We start from the raw sequence: 18,543 nt of genomic DNA, 5'->3' as shown, positions 1-18,543 counted from the left end.
TAACACACTTGTCATTGTTGGGCTGTTGACCCGATAACGGGACGTGCTTCCTGTCGACAGAAAGCTGCCTTTACAAGTCTTATTTTATTGTCAAATCTTTCGCTGTCTTTTTTACCCTTGCCAATCCCGTTCTACTTGAATTGCACTCCTTTCTGACTATCCGCAGGTTTGCTTTGGCTCTGTGGTATTCTCTGAAACTTTGGGTTAATTTTTCGTCCTTGAATATAAGCTGGTTGTCTGGGCTTGAGCTGTATTCAATTACATCAAAATCAAAGTTGTTTACCTCTTTAAAGCGGTCGACAATCATCGAAAAGGTATGTGGTTGCCGATGGTCAACAGCTAATTCAGTCCATTTTGATAAAATTCCCGTTTCTTGGCACTTTACTTGGCCTTTGACAGAGTGGGTATCAAAATATACTTGTTTCACAGCACGAATATCAGCGTGAACCGAGTTTCTGCAAGCTATGTAAAACAACTTTTCGGGCTCATACCTTTTACTGTTAATCAACATCAGGTACGAAATATATTGACTTGTATCATCAGTATAGAACACCTCAAAGCATTTGGTGTTAAACTGAACACGCGCTACTTGAATATCTTTTATGTAGAAACCCCCTTCGCCCTTATCTGAGTTGTTTTCGACCGCTTCTTCTGCATCCTCACTTTCCTGCTCAGTCTCTTCATCCATTGCCAGAGAGTTCAAATAGTCGTATTCGAGTAAGTCAACAATCGCTTCAAAATCAGAATCGCTCAATGACTCACCGAAGTTATAGGAGTTCAAAATTGCTTTATAGTAAGCAAGTGCGTCCTTCTTGAACTTAAACTCGTTTTGTCCTATTTTGAGCGGTCTTGCCATTCCTTACTATTCACTTTGCCAGTAGTGGCCTCTTCCTGACAAGTCTGATTTTCCTAACTCAGGCGTTCGCCTTGTAGCCCAGAACCCTGAAATAGAGCCTATAGCTTTATTTATTTGCCACCGGAATGCTTTTCTGCAAGAATTACTTGAACGACTACCCAGCCTTTAAATGTAATGTACGCGACTGGTAAGCCCACCTGGCGATACAATGATTTCGCGCACGGCTGGCGTTGTTTTCACCATTTTGATTTCGGGCGATAGCGGGTCAATCTGAATGTACGTCGAGGGAGTTACCATCAGGCTGGTGTTGCCGCGCAAGGCTACCGCTTCGGTATGGTAATGGCCACTGATGACCTGCATTCGGCAGGGAAGGTCGTGGGTGGTTTCGAGCCACTTTTCGGTTTGCCGAAACGGGTATTTGGTGTCCATAAACTCGGCATTGGCAGGCAATACCGGGTAATGGCAAAAGACCAGCACATTGTGGTGAATAGATTTCAGCTCGTCGCGGAGCCATTCCCATTGCGTGGCTGAGAGTTGCGCCTTCGACGAGTCCAGAAAAACGGCCGGATACCCTTCGAGCGGGCTGCTGAAGTACAGCTCATTGCCGTGCAGATGGTGGTCTAGATGAAGCTCTTCGGCGAGCATTACCGAGTCGTCGTGGTTACCGGGAATGGCAAACCAGGCGCAGGGCAGGTTCATGAGCTGCTCATAAATCCAGCGGTACACGGCCCGGTCGCCGGAATCGTAGCAGAGGTCGCCCCCAAGCACCAGACAGGCCGGTTTCATGGCCCGCACAAACTGGAGTGCTTTCAGGAAATTGGCCCGAACGTCGATACCCAGCGGCATTTCGCCCTCGGCGCCAATATGGAGATCGGTGATAAACGCTATTTTCATAAAGAGTCCGACACGTCGGTTTTGGCTTCGTTCCAGTACACGTCCATCTCGGCCAGGGTCATATCTTTCAGTTGCTGCCCGTTGGCGCGGGCCCGCTCTTCGAGGTACTGAAACCGCCGGATGAATTTCTTGTTGGTCCGTTCGAGGGCCGTTTCGGGGTTAATCTTAATAAAGCGGGCGTAATTAACCAACGAAAACAGCAAATCACCAAACTCACCTTCGGCCTTTTCGGGGTCGAATGCCTCGTTCGATTCAGTGTTGAACTCTTGCTTAAACTCCTGCATTTCTTCCTCCACCTTTTGCCAGACCTGCTGTTTTTCTTCCCAGTCGAAACCGGCACCCCGGGCTTTCTCCTGAACTCGCATGGCTTTGACCAAAGCGGGCAATGAGGCTGGCACCCCGCCCAGCACCGATTTGTTGCCTTCCTTGAGCTTCAGTTGCTCCCAATTGGCTTTAACCTGCTCTTCGGTTTCGGCAATAACAGGCTGCCCATTGGCGTCGCCGTAGATATGCGGGTGCCGCCGAATCAACTTCTCACTGATCGCGTGCAGCACATCGGCCATATCGAATCGGTCGGGGTCGCCGGGGGCTTTTTCAGAGGCAATCCGGGCGTAAAAGAGCAGATGTAGCTGAATGTCACCCAGTTCTTTTTTGACTTCGCCCAGGTCTCCGTTCAGAATAGCGTCCGACAGCTCGTAGGTTTCTTCGATGGTGAGATGGCGCAGGCTGTCGATGGTTTGTTTGCGGTCCCAGGGGCACTGTTCGCGCAATTCGTCCATGATGGTCAGCAGGCGGTTAAAAGCCATCAGTTGTTCCTGACGGCGGGGGGGGAGGCTTTGAAAATCGCTCATAATCGCAAAACCGGGCAGATCAGCAGGATCCTGAGGTTTGGTAGAAAACGGAAACTTGGGGTACAGGGAGCGCCCGTACCGTTGGGCCTTATCGAATGCTCCTGATAAGCAAAGATAACCCTTCTGAGCGATTTCTGGTATGTCCGTCGGCAATACCTATGGCCAGTACCAGCCGATTGTTGCTATCAAAATGGGGTAGGGGGAAGAGCTGGCTTTCTGCTACCAGTTCATCCCCCTACCCCTGCTGACCTAACAAATGGATTAAGATGAGTTATGGGTAAGATGCGTCGTAAATGTCTATTCTACATAGAGTTGCTGCTGCTCGGGCCTTCGACAGGCTCAACCGCACGCGGTCTGGGCTGACGGGCAGCCAGTTTCCATAACTCACGTTAGATTAAGGTACAAGCGGTTCGGTCATGTCGGAGTTACGAACCAGAATGGTGTACCCGAAATAGTCGGTCATGGGCCGGTTTTCTTCAAAGTTGAACTGCTGCTCTTTCGGCATAAACGGTGAGTAGCTAATCCGGCCCGGCCGTTGCCCGGCCTCGGTGCCAATCATTTTGAATAAAGTAAGTGTGTTGGGACGCGAGAGGGCCATCAGTTGCTCAATACCTTCGGTGCGCATCATGGGGCCGTTGTTATTGAACTGGTCTACGCGGGAGAACGTCTTGCCGGGCGTTTGCCACATCGGAGGCAGGTAAGCCGACGCCAGCATCATCTGACAATCAATGTACAGGCACGTGATGCTCGCAATTTTGTCGCGCATGGGCAAGTTCGATTCGCGCACGAGGGCCGCAAACGGTTTGCTTCGGTTGGCCGTGGGGGCCTGCAACACGTGGTAGAAACCCCAGAACCCGTACAATTTCTCGTTTTTCAGGTCGGTAGTCTCAACAAAGGTTTTAAAGTTGGTGAATATAGTCGGTTCGCGCTTCAGGGTTTTCAGGTACACTACGTTGGTCAGTACGTGTTTTAGCTCGCTCAGGCGGTCGGCCGGAAACTGACGGTACGCGTTCGGATTGGCGTTGAGGTCGTTGAGCCAGGCAGTGGCGGCCTCAGCCCGCAGGCTATCGGGTTGGCGGGTTTGCAGACGGTTCAGCAGGGTGTCGGCCAATGGGCGGGCGGCCGGGCTCAACCGACGGCCGGCGAGCAATTCGGTCAGGTGTTCGGCCACCAGCTTGCGGTCCTGAATCCGGTCGATACCCACAAACCGAATCCGGCGTTCGGCGGGGAGGGTCTGGTTCAGCGCCCGAATCCGTCCGATTTTCCGGTAGAAATCCCGGTTGGCCCACTGCTCTTTGCTGTTCACCCAGCTCCGAAACACCTTCATCAGAGTGCTATCGTTACCGGTTTGCAGGTACTGATTCATGAAATAAGCTTTTGAGGGGTCTACTTCAGCGATGTAGTAGCGCACGCCCACCCGCTCGTTCAGGTGTTTGAGCAGGGCGAAATCCAGCTCCTGTGGCTTTTGTACACCGTGCGACTCGCCCAGCAGAAACAGTTGATTTTGATAAAAAGCGTCGTCGAATAGGGCCAGTCCGTTTGGCTTACTCAGGTCTATTTCAACGGGAGTAAGGGCGGGGGCTGTTGAGCCGGGTTGCGCCTGTACGGCGGTGCTTGTCAGCCACAGGGTAAGCAGATGAAAGGTGATGCGGGTAATCGAGAGATTCAGACGAGAAAAAAAGCGAGATGCATGCATGGCGATGGTTTGTTTTGCCGGTTGTTTGTCGGTTTGACTGAGGCAAAACTGGCCGATCGTAATGGCTCCCGCAAGCGGCCGGGATAAGGCGCCTGATTATGGGATAAAATGGCTTTTTGGGGATGTACTGGCCTTTTTTGGGATAAATGGGAAGGCGTTTTGTTATACGTTGGCCTGTTCCATGCGGGCTTCAAAGGGCTCTACATACCCCCGTGCTACGGGGATTTCCTGTGGCAACTGATGGAGCGTGAGCTGGTAGCCCCGCGCATTGCCCGACGTATGCCGAATGGCGTCTAAATTGACCAGAAACGCGCGGTGGCACCGAAAAAACTGCGGGTAAGCTGCCAACTTGTTCTCGGCTTCTTTGAGGGTAAGCCGGAGGGTTGTTTTCTGCACATCGGAGCCGTTGAGCCAGTAAAAATCAAGGTAATTACCCACCGACTCGATGGCGAGCAGCTGCGCGGGCTGGATGGTGAGCCGGTCTTTACCCGACGTCGGTACAAACGTAATGGCCGGGTCGGGGGGGCTTGTGATCGGGGTGGGGTTGGCGGTCGGGGCCGGGCGTTCGGGAAGGGCCTCGTTGAGCTGCAGCGCCCGGCGCAAATTACGCTTGAGCTGACGCTGTTGGGCTAGTACCACCGACATGGTTATCGGAAAAAAGCCGATGAGCGTCACCATCAGCAACATATTCAAAAACGGCGGAGTGGCATTGCCGCTTACGGTCAGAATCAGGTGGTTGCTGAGGCTGATGCAGAACAGCGTGAAAATGGTATGCAGAATATGTTGCCCTACCGTCCAGCGGTCTTCATCATACACTCGGGGCAGTAGCCGGGGTACTACGTAATTGGCCAGTAGCGTGGATACCGTCACGCCCAGCGATAAAACGCCCAGCAACAGGAGCCGGGATTCTCCGCTCGTGAACCGGCCCGGTATGAAAAAGAAAATAAACAGAAAAACGTAGACTCCGCCCTGTATGGACGACAGCAGCTGATTGCGAAAACTGAAGTCTTCGGCCAGAGGCCGGGCCAGAAAACGCCTGATCCAAGTTACCATGCCACAAAGCTACAGGTTTTATGGCATGGTAACCGGGTGGTTGACACACACGCGTGGCCAGTTTACTCTTCTTTTTCGACGGTTGCGTCGGGTGCGTTTTTCTTCACCGACTCGATACCGTTGTCGCGGGCGGCCACGCTCTCGTAGTTTTCGCTCGTACCAATAACCTGACCATTACCGGCTTTGAGGTTGAACCGGAACTTGCCGTTGGTGGTCACTACGCGCTCAAACCGGTCGTCGTCGGGCGCATTTTTCTTCACCGATTCGATGCCGTTCATGCAACCGGCCTCGGAGGTGTAGCCTTCGCTGGTTAGAATAATCTGGCCGTTGCCAGCTTTGAGGTTGAACTGGTATTCGCCGTTTTTGCGAATGGAAACAACAAACTTGCCCATGTTGATAAGGATTTACGAAGTAAACTGTACTTGGCGTTAAAGCTACCGATTTGGGCGTGCCTTGTCAATACCCGGTTTTAGTGAGGCAGTTAGAGCGCGCGGGTCCAGAACACCATCGGCTTGGGGGTCGATTGTTGTTCGCCCAGGTCGGGCCAGTAAAACGCCGTGGTCAGCTCGGGGGCTTTCCGGTACCCCAACGATCCCCAAAACACGTCGAGCGGACGGTAGGTAGCCGGTCGCAGCGGGTGGTCGGCAGGGCGTTGAACGGCACAGAAGCAGGTAAGCCGGTACGTACCAAACCGGCGGGCGTGGGCCTCGCGTTCTTCAAAAAAACGCTTGCCCCAGCCGCTACCCCGGTAGGCCGGGAGCAATAGGCTTTCGCCGAAGTAGAATACCGATGCCAGATCGTAGCCTGCGGCCCGGAAAGGGGCCTGAACCTCGTCGGTCTCGTCAGTGAGGGGCAGGCAGGTGGTAGCCCCTACCAGCCGGTCACCATCGTACACCAGCAACCCCATCGACCGCTCGGAGCGGACGTAGGTGTTGAGGTACGTTTTTTCGTAGTCCGTTGACCCTTCGTACAGATACGGAAAATCCCGAAACACCGCGATCCGAAGGGCCGCCAGGTCGTCGAGTACCGAGCGGAACTCATCGCCGGTAACTCGTTTGGGGGTAAGCAACCGGCTTACCGACCCAGTACCAGCGACTCCCAAAGCGGCAGGTTGTAATACGTGGTAATGCGGGTGATGAGGCCGTCCTGCACGTCGATAAACGATCCGGCGGGCAGAACATAGCGTTGGCCCTGAGCCGGGGGCAGGTCGCCATCGGTGGCTTTGTACGTGCCATTGACAACAAATTCGCAGGCCACCCGACTGAGCGCGGCCCCTTCTGTATCAGGCTGAGTCAGAATCACCATATCGGTCAGTTGCTCGTCGTAGCAAGTGTCCATGTGGTTCAGGAACTCGGTAAACAAGGCCTTACCGTGGCGGGGTGTACCCTGATTGGGGTCGTGCCGAATCTCATCGTGCAGCAGGGCGAGCATGGCCGACCAGTCTTTGCGATTGAAGGCTTCGTAGTACGTTGAGACGGTTTCGTAAGCAGTCATATGGGTAGTTGTTGAACGGCTGCAAATATATACAGCCTAACCAATAGGGCCGCTTTTTGAGGGGTAATTGTGGCTTAAATAGTACACAAAGTGAGCTTTTGTGTCCCCAATTTACGGGATGCCGCTCTGTTGATAGCCGTTACAGTTCCCGGCAGGCATCGGTCATGGCGAGCTTTTGGGCAGGCACGGCGCCGTTGAGGGTTGGTTTATAAACCATGATATGCTGGGTGGTGCCTTCCGAATCGGTCCATGTCTCGTCGATGCGCCGGATCACGAACATTTTCTTGTCGATGTAGAGCGTTGCGTCTTTGCCTTTGGCCCGGGTGGTTTTGAGCCGGTAGCAATCGGCCCCGTCTTGTTGGGTATCGGGCAGGCGTTTCCAGTCGAGCGTAGTTTGCATATCCCAGCCGGCATCGATAGGCTGAAGCAGCAGTAGCCCCGGAATTTTGCGGGAAGCCGACATAGATACGCCGGTTGCCCCCGCCAAAGCATCTGTCAAGGTCGGTTCGGCTATGCCTTCGGGTTTGGGCAGCGCACTTTGCCACCTGAGGGTTCGGGTCTGTTGGTGGGCAATGGTATAGCATTCGGTATGGTAGGAAGATGCTTTCTGGTAATGAAATCGAAACCGATCGGTAGCCCGGACGTAGGCCGTTTGAAACCGGATGGTGCTGGTAAATAGCTTATCGTCCATGGGTACGTATTTGTCGATGAACGTTTGGAGCAGAGTCCGTTCCCGTTTGGCGTTTCGATTCCGGGCGTGTGTGGTGGTAACTGTACCGGCATCCTGATAGGTGCGGGCCGTGCGGTAGGTGCTGTACACCCGGTTCAGAATAGCCGTTTCGGTTGATTGTGCCCAGGCGGTAGCGTGCAGCAAAAAGCCCGCGAATAGGGTGTTCAGGAGGAATCGTGTCATGGAAAATGGTCGGGTACGCGTAAAGGTGGGTGAGAGTACCGGCCGCAATTAATTGAATTATCGTGAATTATAGGTGAGGAGCTTTGTAACTATTTATCAAAAAAGTACCTGTTAGCTGATTGCTGAGTTTCCTCTCCGTACTGGACATTAGACGTTAGCCCTCCCTACAGAATGGTAGTAAGTCTAATGTCCAACGTCTGAAGTCCGAATGTCCAGTACTGAAGAGTTTCCAGGTAATTCAACAGCTAAGGGGATAGGCAATGAATAACGGTCGTCTTATGTGGAGACGCGGCATTTAGTGTAGCTCCGGCCCAAGGAATCAGCACGCGAATGACACGGATTAAGCTAATTTTCACGGATTGGCAAAGGGAAACGGTGTACATCTGCCCGATCCGCGTCATCCACGTTCCATGCGTATCCATTGGCTGAGTCAATCGCTCAATTGTGCATTGAGTCCAGTAGTGAGCAATAAGTAGTCAGACAGAATTAAATGTAAAATGAACAGTGTAAAATGTATAATTAGATGGGTGATTGTCAGCAGGTAATACAATTATTCATTGTACATTTTACATTATTCATTCACTTCTGCATTGTGCAGTTGATTTTGACTCAGTACGCCCAAGTGGAAGGCCTTTCCGTAAAAAAGGAATACAGACGCATTGTTGTATGCATTTTTATCGTTGCTTTGTTTTTCAAAGTACTTCGAAATATGCAAACATTATTTCTACGCTTGTCGGTCTCGGCTCCGCTCCGTCCCGACGAAACCTCGGGACGGGGTGTCCGGGCGCTGGCCTGGCTTACGGCGGTTGGTTTTGCACTGGTTACGGCCCGTGGGCTGCTTACGGCCAACTGGTGGTTCTTTGTCATGCTGAGCTGGAACGTATTTCTGGCGTGGTTTCCGCTGGGGGTTCAGCTCGTTCTCCGCGACCTGATCGGGCATAGGCTGGTGGGTCGGGTTGGGGTGTGGCTGGGGCTCGGCTTGTGGCTGTTGTTCATGCCCAACGCACCGTATATCATCACTGATCTGTTTCATATTCAGCATATTCAGGCTCCGCTGCTCTGGTTCGATACCATGAGCCTGTTTTTGTTCGCCATGACGGGTTTGCTGGCGGGCCTGTATTCGAGCTATCTGGCGCACCGGCTGCTCGATCAGCTGGTGGGTTGGCCCCTGGCCTGGGTGCTGATGGCGCTCTGTCAGGGCTTGGCAGGTTTTGGTATTTACCTCGGTCGGTGGGGCCGTTGGAACAGCTGGAACATCATGAGCAAACCGTGGTTGCTGGGTCAGGCCGTGTGGCAATCGGCACACGATACGCTGGCCGTGAAGCTGACGCTCGTGTACGGGTTTGTGTTGCTGGGGCTGTACGTGGCATTCTGGCTGTACGTTCGCACGGAGAAGAAGTAAGAAATGGGGCGGGGGTTCGGAGAGCGCCTTTTGTATCTTTGCGGCCAAAGCGGTCTGCGATACCCATCCCGCATGGCTCTTGCCAATACTCCGAATGATTGACATACAAAAAGTATTTCGCAGTTTCTGGTTTGCCTGGCAGGGCATACTGGATTTGTTTCGGTATGAGAACAATGCCAAAGTGCACTTATTGGTGGCTATTGTCGTAATTGCGGTTGGTTTCTGGTTGCAGTTTACCGTGACTGAATGGGCAATTGTGCTGACCCAAATCGGGTTGGTATGGTCGGCCGAGGCAGTCAACACGGCCATCGAACGGCTATGCGATGTGGTATCACCGGGACATCACCCCACCATCGGAAAAGTAAAGGATATGGCCGCCGGGGCCGTGCTTATTCTGGCTACAATGGCCGTTGTGGTGGGCTTACTGGTAATCGGCAACAAATTGCTGACACGTTTCTGGGTGTAGAGATAAGTGAACGTATAATGAATAACTCAGTACTGGATATTACATGTTGGACATTAGACGTTAGACCTCCCTACAGAATAGTAGTAAGTCTAACGTCCAGTGTCTAATGTCCAACATCTAACGTTCAGTACTTAGATTGTTTCGTATTCATTTGATTTTGACTCAGCACGTATGCTGTGTAGAGATACTATCTTCCTGAACAGGATTCAGGCGCGTACAACTAGCCAGAAACAATAAGCCAGAACCCGGCCCGTCGGCCACCCAAACACCTAAACCACGTAAGTAACTATAAACAATTTATGAACGAGCATCTGCAAACCCTGACCGAGATCCGGAGCCTGATGGAGCGGTCGTCCAAGTTTTTATCGCTCAGTGGCTTGTCGGGCGTTTCGGCTGGTATCGTGGCGCTCATTGGGGCTGCGGTGGTGTATATGCGTGTCCGTACCGACTGGCTCAGTGTGCTGCCGTATGAGAAACTGGCCAATTACGGGCTGGCTCAGTATGAGCAAGTGCATTTATTTCTGGTGCAAACGGCCATGTTGGTGTTGCTGGCTGCGCTGGGGCTGGGTATTCTGTTTACGGTGCGTAAAGCCCGGAAGCAGGGGCAGCCCGTCTGGAATATGGCTTCGCGCCGACTGATATGGGCCATGGCGGTGCCGTTGCTGGCGGGTGGAGGGGTGTGTCTGGCCTTGTTACAGTACCGTTTACTATTCCTTACGCTGCCCGTTACGCTTATTTTTTACGGTCTTGCCTTGCTCAACGGCAGTAAATACACCGTACGGGATGTTGAATATCTCGCTTATTGCGAAATTGCGCTCGGATTACTGGCTCTGTTTATCACAGGCTGGAGTCTGCTGTTCTGGACGGTTGGCTTTGGGGTGCTGCACATCCTGTACGGAATGGCGATGTATTGGAAATACGATCGGAACCCCACCCACCAACCTGCTGCATGAAAGAGCTATTAGCCCACTTCAATAAAGCGTTTGAGAGTAAAGCGCGGCTGAGTATCATGTCGGTGCTGATGGTCAACGAGTCGATGAGCTTCAACGGGCTCAAAGAGTTGCTGGCCCTCACCGACGGAAACCTCGCTACGCACCTCCGTGCGCTCGAAGAAGCCGGGTATGTGCTGGTGCAGAAACAGTTTGTTGGCCGAAAACCCAATACAACCTATCAGGCTTCAGAAGCCGGTCGGCAGGCTTTTACCGAACACCTCAACGCGCTCGAAGCCTTTATCCGTACAATTTAAGCCTTATTTCGTCGCTTCTAACCCACGCCCGCTCACGGCTTTTATGGGTCCGGTTCCGCTCGGGAACAAACGGGTTGTTGTCCATTTGTCACGCATCAGATTGCCGATCTTGTTCGTTTAGTGTGTGAACGCTAAACGAAAACGGCATGCGTCTGAATACTACGAATTGCTTGCTTGTCTGGCTATTGGCTGCGGGGCTGCCCACGATGGCTCAACCAATTCCGGTGCCGCTCGGGCCTGTTGCCAATGATACTGAGTTGAGGCCCCCGGTTCGCCGACCCTGGTCACGCGATATAACCACCTACTACCGGATGGGTTGGCAAACGATCAACCTCGCCCCCCTTAATGCCGAATTAGCCCGCAACGGGTACTCCGCCCTGACGGGGCGTTTCCGAACGGTCGGGATGGGTACTCAACTGAAAATCTCGCGTCAGCCCATTTTTCTGCTTACCGACATCAACCTCGGTATAGGTACCCGGTCGGCCACCAGCGCAACAAACAAGGCCAGTATCGGTGTGTCGACGTTTCGGCTGGGTATGGGCTACCGGATTGTGCGTCGGGCAGGATTCCAACTCATGCCCACCCTGGGAGTAATGTCGATACCGATTCGGTTACGGATTGCGAGTGGACAGAGTCAAACCCCCACGCTCTCGGCAGCCCTGAACAACCCCGGCGCATCACAGTCGACGCAACTGAATACTACGGCCGGTGCGGTTGATTTGGGGCTGACTGCTAACTACCGATTTGGAGTACAGCGTCGGTACGACGATTGCGTTAATCAGGAACATGCCCTAGTAATAGCGCTCGACGGGGGCTACCGGGTGGGCTCGCGGCCCGAGTTTATTACCGAAACCAACCCGCTGCAACGGGTATCGTTTGGGTCGTCGGGCTGGTACGTAGGCCTGCGGATTGGGGCCGCATTCCGCACCGACCGCAAGCTGTAAATCGGTCGGCAGATCGAACTAAATTGGGGTTCCTGTTGTCATTGCGGCATCGACAACGCCGATTGTTTTTGTTGCGCTTCAACCACAAACCACAAATTATGTATGCTTTCGGATTCGGCTATTGACCAGATGAATACGTACGGGCGTCAGCGTCAGCCGTTTCTGTTTTTGCTGGATTTCGATGGCCGGATGCCCCTTGTATTGCGACCGGATGAGTGGGCCGCACACGATGTTCAGTTCGATTTTACCGGCACACCAGCCCCCCTGTTTCCCCGGCCGGTTTCGTTTCAGAAATATCCCATTTCGTTTGAGCAGTACCGTATCGGATTCGACTATGTGGTGCAGAATATCCGGCTGGGTAACTCTTTTCTGGTCAATCTGTCGGCCCAAACACCCATTGAAACGAATCTGACCTTACTCGAGCTGTATACCTACACGGCCGCCCGCTACAAGGTGCGGCTGGCCGACCAGTTTGTGTGTTTTTCGCCCGAATCGTTTGTGCAGATTCAGGGCAACCGGTTGGCAAGTTTTCCGATGAAAGGAACCATTTCGGCTCAAGTGCCCAATGCCCAGGCTACTATTTTGGCCGATGCCAAAGAGGCTGCCGAACACGCTACCATTGTTGACCTGATTCGGAATGACCTGAGTCAAATAGCCCTGAAAGTTTGGGTAGAGCGGTACCGGTATCTCGACCGGCTGGAGACGAGTGGGGGCGGGTTGTGGCAGGTAAGCTCCGAAATTGCCGCCCTGCTACCTGATAACTGGCCCGAGCAAATAGGGTCTCTGCTAGCAAGTTTGCTGCCCGCCGGGTCGATTAGTGGCGCTCCGAAACCCAAAACGGTCGACATTATACGTAAGGCCGAAGGCTACGAGCGCGGCTATTATACGGGAATCTGCGGTTACTTCGACGGGGTTAATCTGGACTCCGGGGTGATGATTCGCTTTATCGAATCGAGTGGGGGAGGGCTTGTTTTCAAAAGTGGCGGGGGCATTACGGCCCGGTCCGACGCCCATTCGGAGTATCAGGAAATGATTCAAAAAGTGTATCTGCCCATTACCCATGCATCCACAACCCTGCCTCGAGACCCTGTGCGTTCGGCACCGTCAGCTTCAGAACCTATCGGCGCATAATGACCGGCTCAACCGCACCCGGCACGCTTTATGGCACCGGGCCGATGCATTGCGGCTTGACGAAGTTGTTAGGCTGCCCGACTGGCTCCGGCCCGAGCAGGTGTATAAGTGTCGGGTGACGTACGGGCCTGATGTTCAGTTAGTCGAGTTTGAGGAGTACCACGTCCGGCGGGTGCAAAGCCTTAAGCTGCTTGCGGCCGATGGGCTCGATTACACCTACAAATATGCCGACCGCCGGGCGCTGAATGCGCTGTTTGCTCAACGCGGCCCGGCCGACGATGTGTTGCTGGTGCGTGATGGACTGCTGACCGATACCTCGTATGCGAATGTGGCTTTGTACGACGGCTCGCGGTGGCATACGCCCGCCCGGCCTTTGCTGGCTGGCACCATGCGGGCCCGGCTTCTGACCGAGGAAATTCTCCACCCAACCGATATTCGACCAGACGACCTTCCGAACTACAAAGGACTCAAATTACTCAACGCCATGCTCGACTGGGGTCAAACCCCCATGCTGGATATAGGGCAGATTCTCAGTACTGGACATTAGATGTTGGACATTAGACCTCCCTACAGAATGGTAGTAAGTCTAACGTCTAATGTCTGAAGTCCGAATGTCCAGTACTGAAGGGCAGATTATCCCATAGCTGACAACCTTACTGTACCACAGCGGGGTTGTGCGCCAGGTTTGAATACAGTTGCAGGGCTTCCTGCACGCCATCAAACACCTCTGCTTCGTGGCCTTCGGCATGTACCCGTACGTACGATTCAACGGCCTGGTGGCTCGCTGAGGTGTTGAAAAAGCGCGAAATACGGGCCATAGGTGGTACTAAGGGGCTTTTCTGGAGGGCTACGTTAATTTCTTTAGCCTCGATCGAGAGGCCTTCGCCTACGTAAGCGGCACCCAGCAGTTTCCAGGATGACCAAGAGGCAAAGTATGTGGGGTATTGCTGCGGAATGGGCGCGCCCGTAGCCAGCAAATCGGCGACGAGATAGGGGGTGCGGCATTGCAGAAGTCGGTCGTAACCCGGCAGGTAGGCCGCCTGTTCGGTCAGGGCCCGTTCGAGCGCGCGGTAATACGCCAGATTGATGCAGAGGAGTTGCTGGTACTGTTTCAGGGGGAGTACGTCATTGCTCGGATTGGCCGAGAGCAAGCTCCGAATCTGCTCATGTAGCCGCCCGGCCTGCTGCTGAAGAAGTGAGAGAAAGTTCATAGTCGTTGAAATAGTAAGCCAGACAGATACACCCGCGCGCCCAAGACTCCCAACGGTAGGGAGTCGTGAATAGTCTACTAATTGTATATGCAAAATTGTGTAAACGGCCGGGTATATAGAAGTGAATCTGAGCCAATGGCCCTAATTTCTGCGGGTTGCCAGTAAGGGAGAGTAGCGCCCTGATTGTACGCCACCACGGGTTTGGGTGGAAGGCTTATTAACCCGTAATGAGCGTTGTGATTTGTTGGCTCAACACCTCGGTTGGTTGGGTGCCGTCGAGCCAGTGAATGAGTAGACCATCGCGTTCCATCTTCCGAAAAAACGTCATTTGGCGCTTGGCAAACTGGTGAATGGCGGTTTCGAGCCGGGTGGCCATCGTGTTGTAATCCAATTCTCCGCTCAGGTATTGGGTGATGAATTTGTACTCTAAGCCATAAAAAACGAGTTTTTCGGCCGGTACACCCTGTGCCAGTAGTTGCTCTACTTCCTCAATCATGCCATGTTGCAAGCGGTGCCGGAGCCGTGTGCTAATTCGCTGGCGACGCAGCTCAACGGGTACGTCGATGCCAAACAGCCGGGCTTCGTAGGCTGGGGTCGCGGCTCCCAGCTGCACGTTGGGGTGGGCGTTGAGATACGTACTTATTTCGACCGCCCGGATGAGCCGCTTGCGGGTAGAGGTGTCGGCAACCGGGCTGTAGGCCGACGGCGTGTCGTGGAATCGGTGGGTCAGTTGCTCGTCGGTGAGAGTGTCGAGTGCGGCCCGCAAGGGTTCATTGACGGGGATGGCCGTGTAGGCATGCCCTTTCAGCACGGCTTCGATGTAGAGGCCTGTGCCCCCGCACACAATGGGCCGGTGCCCCCGGTTCTGAATGTCGGCCACGGCCCGCCGAAAATCCTGCTGATACCGGTGCAGGTTGTAGTCGTCACCGGCATTCACCACGTCGATCAAATGGTACGGAACCGTCTGGTTATCTGTTGTGTACTCGTCCAGGTCTTTGCCCGTTCCGATGTCCATGCCCCGGTACACCTGCCGCGAGTCGGCGCTGATGATTTCGCCCTCCAACAGCCGCGCTACCTGCACCGCAAGGCGGGTTTTACCACTGGCGGTAGGGCCTAAAATAACAAGCAGGGGCGAGGAGTTCATGGCGTATTACGAAGTGCCCGACTCCGTAGACTCAGGCTTTAGTTTTTTTACAAACTTAATACTCCCTGCGTTCCAGACCGGAATCAGCCCCGTTGTATCGTCGATTCGGTGCGGGTAATGCCGTTGGAGGGTGATAGGGTCGAGCCAGAAGAGTTGCGGGTCTGTTTCGCCCAGCCGTTCGAAGCCCAGCCGCTCGTAACTGCGCCCGTCCGACCAGTCGCGGTCGGCGTAGGTCATAATGTCGTCGGGTTTGTGTTCGGCCACAAAGGCTTTGAGGAGTTTGTCGAGGCCACCTACTACCGTACAACCCAGCCGGTTGGCAAACCGCACCAGTTCGTACGAGCGGTAGGGCTGCCCATCGCGCGGAATGGTGCGGGGGTGACTAAACGTAGCTACAGCCACGAGGCATTCGGGCTGTTGGGCCTGCTCAGGGGTGAGATAGTCGGGAGGGAGTACCCGAAAATAGCGTTGCGGCAGCCACAGGCCGTATTTGTATTTCGATGCGGTTGCTACCTGAAGGTGATTTTGTTCCAGAAATGCCAGGGCCGTTGGGCGGTCAATGCGCCGGACCTGCGTCAGCCGGGCCGGTATCCGTACCGAATCGCCCGCGAGTGCCCGCACCCGCGAGGCCACAACCGCCGGTTTCAGCTGCTCGACATCGGCCCACAGATGCACTACCAGCCAACCCTCGGCCCGCAACTGTTCCGATAAGTCGCGGAAAAAGGGCTCCGGGTTCGTGGTTTGCCGGAACCGTTCGTACGTTGGCAAATCAACCCGGTGCAGCAGCGTACGGGTGCCCGGAATCGGATCGAGCACAAAGGGGGTGAGGCCGGTTGGCGGTTGGGGCCGGTTTAGGTCCGGGTTGGCGTTATTGGGCAATCGTCAGCACGAAAAATGTAGTGGGTAAGATCGGCTTCAATTCGTCTCGGTGTACGTTTTGAAATTGTTCAGAATGGCCTGCCAACCCGCCAGTTGCATCTCGACTGGGTTCTGGCTTTCAGCATCGAACGTGGTGGTAATCAACGTGGTGTTATCCTGCGCGTCGAACCGGGTTGTTACCTGTCGGCCATCGGGCATGGTGTAGGCAAGTTCCTGCCCATCGGCAACCCGGTCGTAAATAGCTTCAAAGTCGAAACCGAAGCTCCCGTCTTTGGCTTCCATCCGGGCTACGTATTTACCGCCGGGCCGGAGGTCGTTTTCGGCGTGGGGGCACTGCCAGTCGTCGGTAGCGAAGTTCCAGCGGGTAATATGTGCGGGTTCAGTCCAATACGCCCAAACTTTGCTGGCTGGGGCTGCCACACTGGCCTGAATGGTAATCTTAGTGGGTTCCATAGGGTTGTTCGGCTGTTTGTCGTTGCCTGTTCGGGGTATTGTCTGCTTCGGAGAAATGCAGCCCGTGGCTGCCACAAACGTAGTAACAAATTTCGTTAATCAGTGTACCCAAGCCGGTCGTTTGCCTGCTCACGACAGAAACACCCGCAAGCTTGGCCTGAACAACTGGACAAGTTCTTTGTGATAAGCTCGATGAAAATAAACTTGTCCTGCACCCGTTTCAGTTCAAGCTTCTAAACTCCAGGGGTGTTCGTCCGGTCTTTTGCTTGAACAGTTTGTTGAAGTACTGAGGGTATTCAAAGCCCAGCTTAAAGGCAATTTCGTTGACGGACTGGTCTGTGCTGATGAGGCTATTTTTGGCGGCCTCGATCAAATAATAATGGATATGCGCCTGGGCGTTTTTGCCGGTTTCCTTTTTAAGCAGATCGCTCAAATAGCCCGGCGACAAATGCACCTGATCGGCCAGATATTTCACTGTGGGTAAGCCCCGTTCGTTGGTCTGATTGGTCAGAAAATGAGCCTGTAAAAGCGTTTCGATCTGTGCCACCACGGTTTTGTGGGTGTGCGTCCGGGTGATCATCTGTCGGCCATAAAACCGGGAGCAGTAGTTGAGCAGCAGTTCGATCGTCGAAACAATAATGTGTTGGCTGTGCACATCAATGTTTTCCCGGAGTTCGGTTTCGATGCGTTTTACGCAGTCGTAAAGGGTATTGGTCTCTTTGGCCGACAGGTGCAGGGCTTCGGCTATTTCGTACGTAAAAAAGCTGTAGTCTTTCAGCTTGTCATTCAGCGAGGTAGCCCGAATCAGGTCGGGGTGAAAGAACAGCCCCCAACCGAGCATATTGTCTTTCACCTCGACCTCATTGTCCAATTCAATAACCTGATTTGGCGCTATACAGATTAAACTGCCGTCCTGGAAATCAACCGTCTTGCGTCCGTATCTAATCAGATTTTTACAGTAGTTTTTGAACATGACCGAATAAAAATCGGTCGCGATTTTGGTGTTTGGCTCCAACTGCTCGTCGACCTGGCTAAAGTCGATTACCGCGACTAGAGGGTGTAGTGGCTGGCCAATTTGGAAGACTCGGTACAGGTCGGAGATGGTTTTCAGGTGTACGACTGCGTTCATGAAAGCGGCTGGTTTATGCCCGCTAAAAAATTGGTTAAGACACTTTGTCGGGTGTTGTGCTGGAGGTCAATGATATCGAACCGCCGGGTAGCCGTAAACGAGCCCATATCGCTGTCGCTATTGATCAGAATAGCGCCTACCAGAATAACGTATTTGCAAGGGTATTCGGTAAGGGCTACCAGTTCGTTAATCCGGGCGTCAATAGCTTCATAAATCACTTCGGTGGCTTCGTGAACAGGTACTTTAGCGGCCCGGATTCGGGGCGCTTCTTTGAGGAGGATCTGCTCCAGTACGTTCATCTGGTAGTCGATTTCCGTAACCTGCCCCTCTACCAGTTCGTTGTTGAGGAGCTTGTTTAGAGCCCCTTTGCAGGCCCCGCAGCAACTGGAGTTTTTTTGTTGTCCCAACCGGTGTATTTCGCCAATGGTACCTGTTTTGGTGATACCGATATGGGGGCCGTAATAAATCAGCACCGCTCCATCGTCGGGTACATGGCTGGCAAAGGCTTTCATGCCGGTTAAGCCCGTAAACGGAAAACCGTTGAGACCACCCATCTTGAACGGCCCCAGAAATTCCTGCGCCCGTGTTGGGTACTGAATACTGTTCACATCGTCGCTGCAAATGCTGTCGGCAAACATGATTTTCGACGGTTCCAGCCGCAACACATCCTCGTAATAATCAATAGCTCTGTTTACGCTATCGACCAGGGTAACGGCATTCGGGTAGTACGTCCGGATAATGGCGAGTTTATCTTGTTTAAGCATGTTTTTACTGATCAGGG

General features: G+C 53.5%; 22 protein-coding genes. 7 read left to right on the top strand and 15 right to left on the bottom strand.

Annotated elements, in window-relative coordinates; all coding sequences use genetic code 11:
- Nucleotides 1-79: 79 nt before the first annotated feature.
- From F5984_RS10580 to F5984_RS10540, 9 genes are all read right to left on the bottom strand, one after another.
- A complete protein-coding gene (locus F5984_RS10580) occupies nt 80-856 on the bottom strand; it encodes a DUF3223 domain-containing protein (RefSeq protein WP_152124220.1) in 777 nt (258 codons plus the stop codon).
- 165 nt (nt 857-1,021) lie between these two features.
- A complete protein-coding gene (locus F5984_RS10575; protein WP_152124219.1) occupies nt 1,022-1,750 on the bottom strand; it encodes a metallophosphoesterase family protein in 729 nt (242 codons plus the stop codon).
- Nucleotides 1,747-2,601, bottom strand: a complete 855-nt coding sequence (gene mazG, locus F5984_RS10570) for a nucleoside triphosphate pyrophosphohydrolase (RefSeq protein ID WP_152124218.1) — start codon at nt 2,599-2,601, stop codon at nt 1,747-1,749. The genes F5984_RS10575 and mazG overlap by 4 nt, the downstream gene beginning before the upstream one ends.
- Before the next feature lie 394 nt (nt 2,602-2,995).
- A complete protein-coding gene (locus tag F5984_RS10565; RefSeq protein WP_152124217.1) occupies nt 2,996-4,297 on the bottom strand; it encodes a TraB/GumN family protein in 1,302 nt (433 codons plus the stop codon).
- Nucleotides 4,298-4,459: 162 nt separating this feature from the next.
- The gene (locus F5984_RS10560) at nt 4,460-5,350 is read right to left on the bottom strand and encodes a LytR/AlgR family response regulator transcription factor (protein WP_152124216.1); all 891 of its coding nucleotides are present in this window, start codon (nt 5,348-5,350) and stop codon (nt 4,460-4,462) included.
- Between the two features lie 62 nt (nt 5,351-5,412).
- Nucleotides 5,413-5,742, bottom strand: a complete 330-nt coding sequence (locus F5984_RS10555; protein WP_152124215.1) for a YegP family protein — start codon at nt 5,740-5,742, stop codon at nt 5,413-5,415.
- Nucleotides 5,743-5,831: 89 nt separating this feature from the next.
- Nucleotides 5,832-6,452, bottom strand: coding sequence for a GNAT family N-acetyltransferase (locus tag F5984_RS10550; protein ID WP_152124214.1), 621 nt, complete (start codon nt 6,450-6,452; stop codon nt 5,832-5,834).
- Entirely contained in the window at nt 6,425-6,844 is a 420-nt protein-coding gene (locus F5984_RS10545) for a nuclear transport factor 2 family protein (protein ID WP_152124213.1), read from the bottom strand. Before F5984_RS10545 ends, F5984_RS10550 begins: the two co-directional genes overlap by 28 nt.
- A 139-nt stretch (nt 6,845-6,983) precedes the next feature.
- Nucleotides 6,984-7,757 carry a hypothetical protein gene (locus F5984_RS10540; protein WP_152124212.1) on the bottom strand — a complete coding sequence of 258 codons (774 nt, stop codon included), beginning with the start codon at nt 7,755-7,757 and terminating at the stop codon, nt 6,984-6,986.
- 709 nt (nt 7,758-8,466) lie between these two features.
- Here F5984_RS10540 and F5984_RS10535 point away from each other — a divergent pair.
- From F5984_RS10535 to F5984_RS10505, 7 genes are all read left to right on the top strand, one after another.
- Nucleotides 8,467-9,159: a DUF1361 domain-containing protein gene (locus F5984_RS10535; protein WP_152124211.1), complete on the top strand. Its 693-nt coding sequence runs from the start codon at nt 8,467-8,469 to the stop codon at nt 9,157-9,159.
- A 94-nt stretch (nt 9,160-9,253) separates the two neighbouring features.
- Nucleotides 9,254-9,625, top strand: coding sequence for a diacylglycerol kinase family protein (locus tag F5984_RS10530; RefSeq protein ID WP_152124210.1), 372 nt, complete (start codon nt 9,254-9,256; stop codon nt 9,623-9,625).
- 299 nt (nt 9,626-9,924) lie between these two features.
- Nucleotides 9,925-10,578 (top strand): hypothetical protein, encoded by a 654-nt coding sequence (locus F5984_RS10525; RefSeq protein ID WP_152124209.1) that lies wholly within the window; start codon nt 9,925-9,927, stop codon nt 10,576-10,578.
- Nucleotides 10,575-10,871: a winged helix-turn-helix domain-containing protein gene (locus F5984_RS10520; protein WP_019990353.1), complete on the top strand. Its 297-nt coding sequence runs from the start codon at nt 10,575-10,577 to the stop codon at nt 10,869-10,871. The genes F5984_RS10525 and F5984_RS10520 overlap by 4 nt, the downstream gene beginning before the upstream one ends.
- A 146-nt stretch (nt 10,872-11,017) precedes the next feature.
- Nucleotides 11,018-11,815 carry a hypothetical protein gene (locus F5984_RS10515; RefSeq protein ID WP_152124208.1) on the top strand — a complete coding sequence of 266 codons (798 nt, stop codon included), beginning with the start codon at nt 11,018-11,020 and terminating at the stop codon, nt 11,813-11,815.
- Between the two features lie 102 nt (nt 11,816-11,917).
- Nucleotides 11,918-12,946: an aminodeoxychorismate synthase component I gene (locus F5984_RS10510; protein WP_152124207.1), complete on the top strand. Its 1,029-nt coding sequence runs from the start codon at nt 11,918-11,920 to the stop codon at nt 12,944-12,946.
- Nucleotides 12,876-13,493, top strand: coding sequence for an aminotransferase class IV (locus F5984_RS10505; RefSeq protein WP_152124206.1), 618 nt, complete (start codon nt 12,876-12,878; stop codon nt 13,491-13,493). The genes F5984_RS10510 and F5984_RS10505 overlap by 71 nt, the downstream gene beginning before the upstream one ends.
- A gap of 106 nt (nt 13,494-13,599) precedes the next feature.
- Here F5984_RS10505 and F5984_RS10500 read toward each other — a convergent pair whose 3' ends face one another.
- The 6 genes from F5984_RS10500 to F5984_RS10475 all read right to left on the bottom strand — a co-directional run bounded on the left by F5984_RS10500 (nt 13,600) and on the right by F5984_RS10475 (nt 18,526).
- Entirely contained in the window at nt 13,600-14,157 is a 558-nt protein-coding gene (locus F5984_RS10500) for a heme oxygenase-like domain-containing protein (RefSeq protein ID WP_152124205.1), read from the bottom strand.
- 217 nt (nt 14,158-14,374) lie between these two features.
- Nucleotides 14,375-15,301, bottom strand: coding sequence for a tRNA (adenosine(37)-N6)-dimethylallyltransferase MiaA (gene miaA, locus F5984_RS10495; RefSeq protein ID WP_152124204.1), 927 nt, complete (start codon nt 15,299-15,301; stop codon nt 14,375-14,377).
- Nucleotides 15,302-15,307: 6 nt separating this feature from the next.
- Entirely contained in the window at nt 15,308-16,180 is an 873-nt protein-coding gene (locus tag F5984_RS10490; RefSeq protein ID WP_152124203.1) for a hypothetical protein, read from the bottom strand.
- 36 nt (nt 16,181-16,216) lie between these two features.
- Nucleotides 16,217-16,633, bottom strand: a complete 417-nt coding sequence (locus tag F5984_RS10485; RefSeq protein WP_152124202.1) for an SRPBCC family protein — start codon at nt 16,631-16,633, stop codon at nt 16,217-16,219.
- 220 nt (nt 16,634-16,853) lie between these two features.
- Nucleotides 16,854-17,762: a helix-turn-helix domain-containing protein gene (locus F5984_RS10480; RefSeq protein ID WP_152124201.1), complete on the bottom strand. Its 909-nt coding sequence runs from the start codon at nt 17,760-17,762 to the stop codon at nt 16,854-16,856.
- Complete coding sequence (locus F5984_RS10475) at nt 17,759-18,526, bottom strand: hypothetical protein (protein ID WP_152124200.1); 768 nt, start codon at nt 18,524-18,526, stop codon at nt 17,759-17,761. Before F5984_RS10475 ends, F5984_RS10480 begins: the two co-directional genes overlap by 4 nt.
- Between the last annotated feature and the right edge of the window lie 17 nt (nt 18,527-18,543).

It is taken from the genome of Rudanella paleaurantiibacter, assembly GCF_009184635.1.
Taxonomy (GTDB): domain Bacteria; phylum Bacteroidota; class Bacteroidia; order Cytophagales; family Spirosomataceae; genus Rudanella; species Rudanella paleaurantiibacter.
The sequence above is the reverse complement of the archived record's forward strand: the minus strand, read 5'-3'. Positions and strand labels throughout refer to the sequence as shown.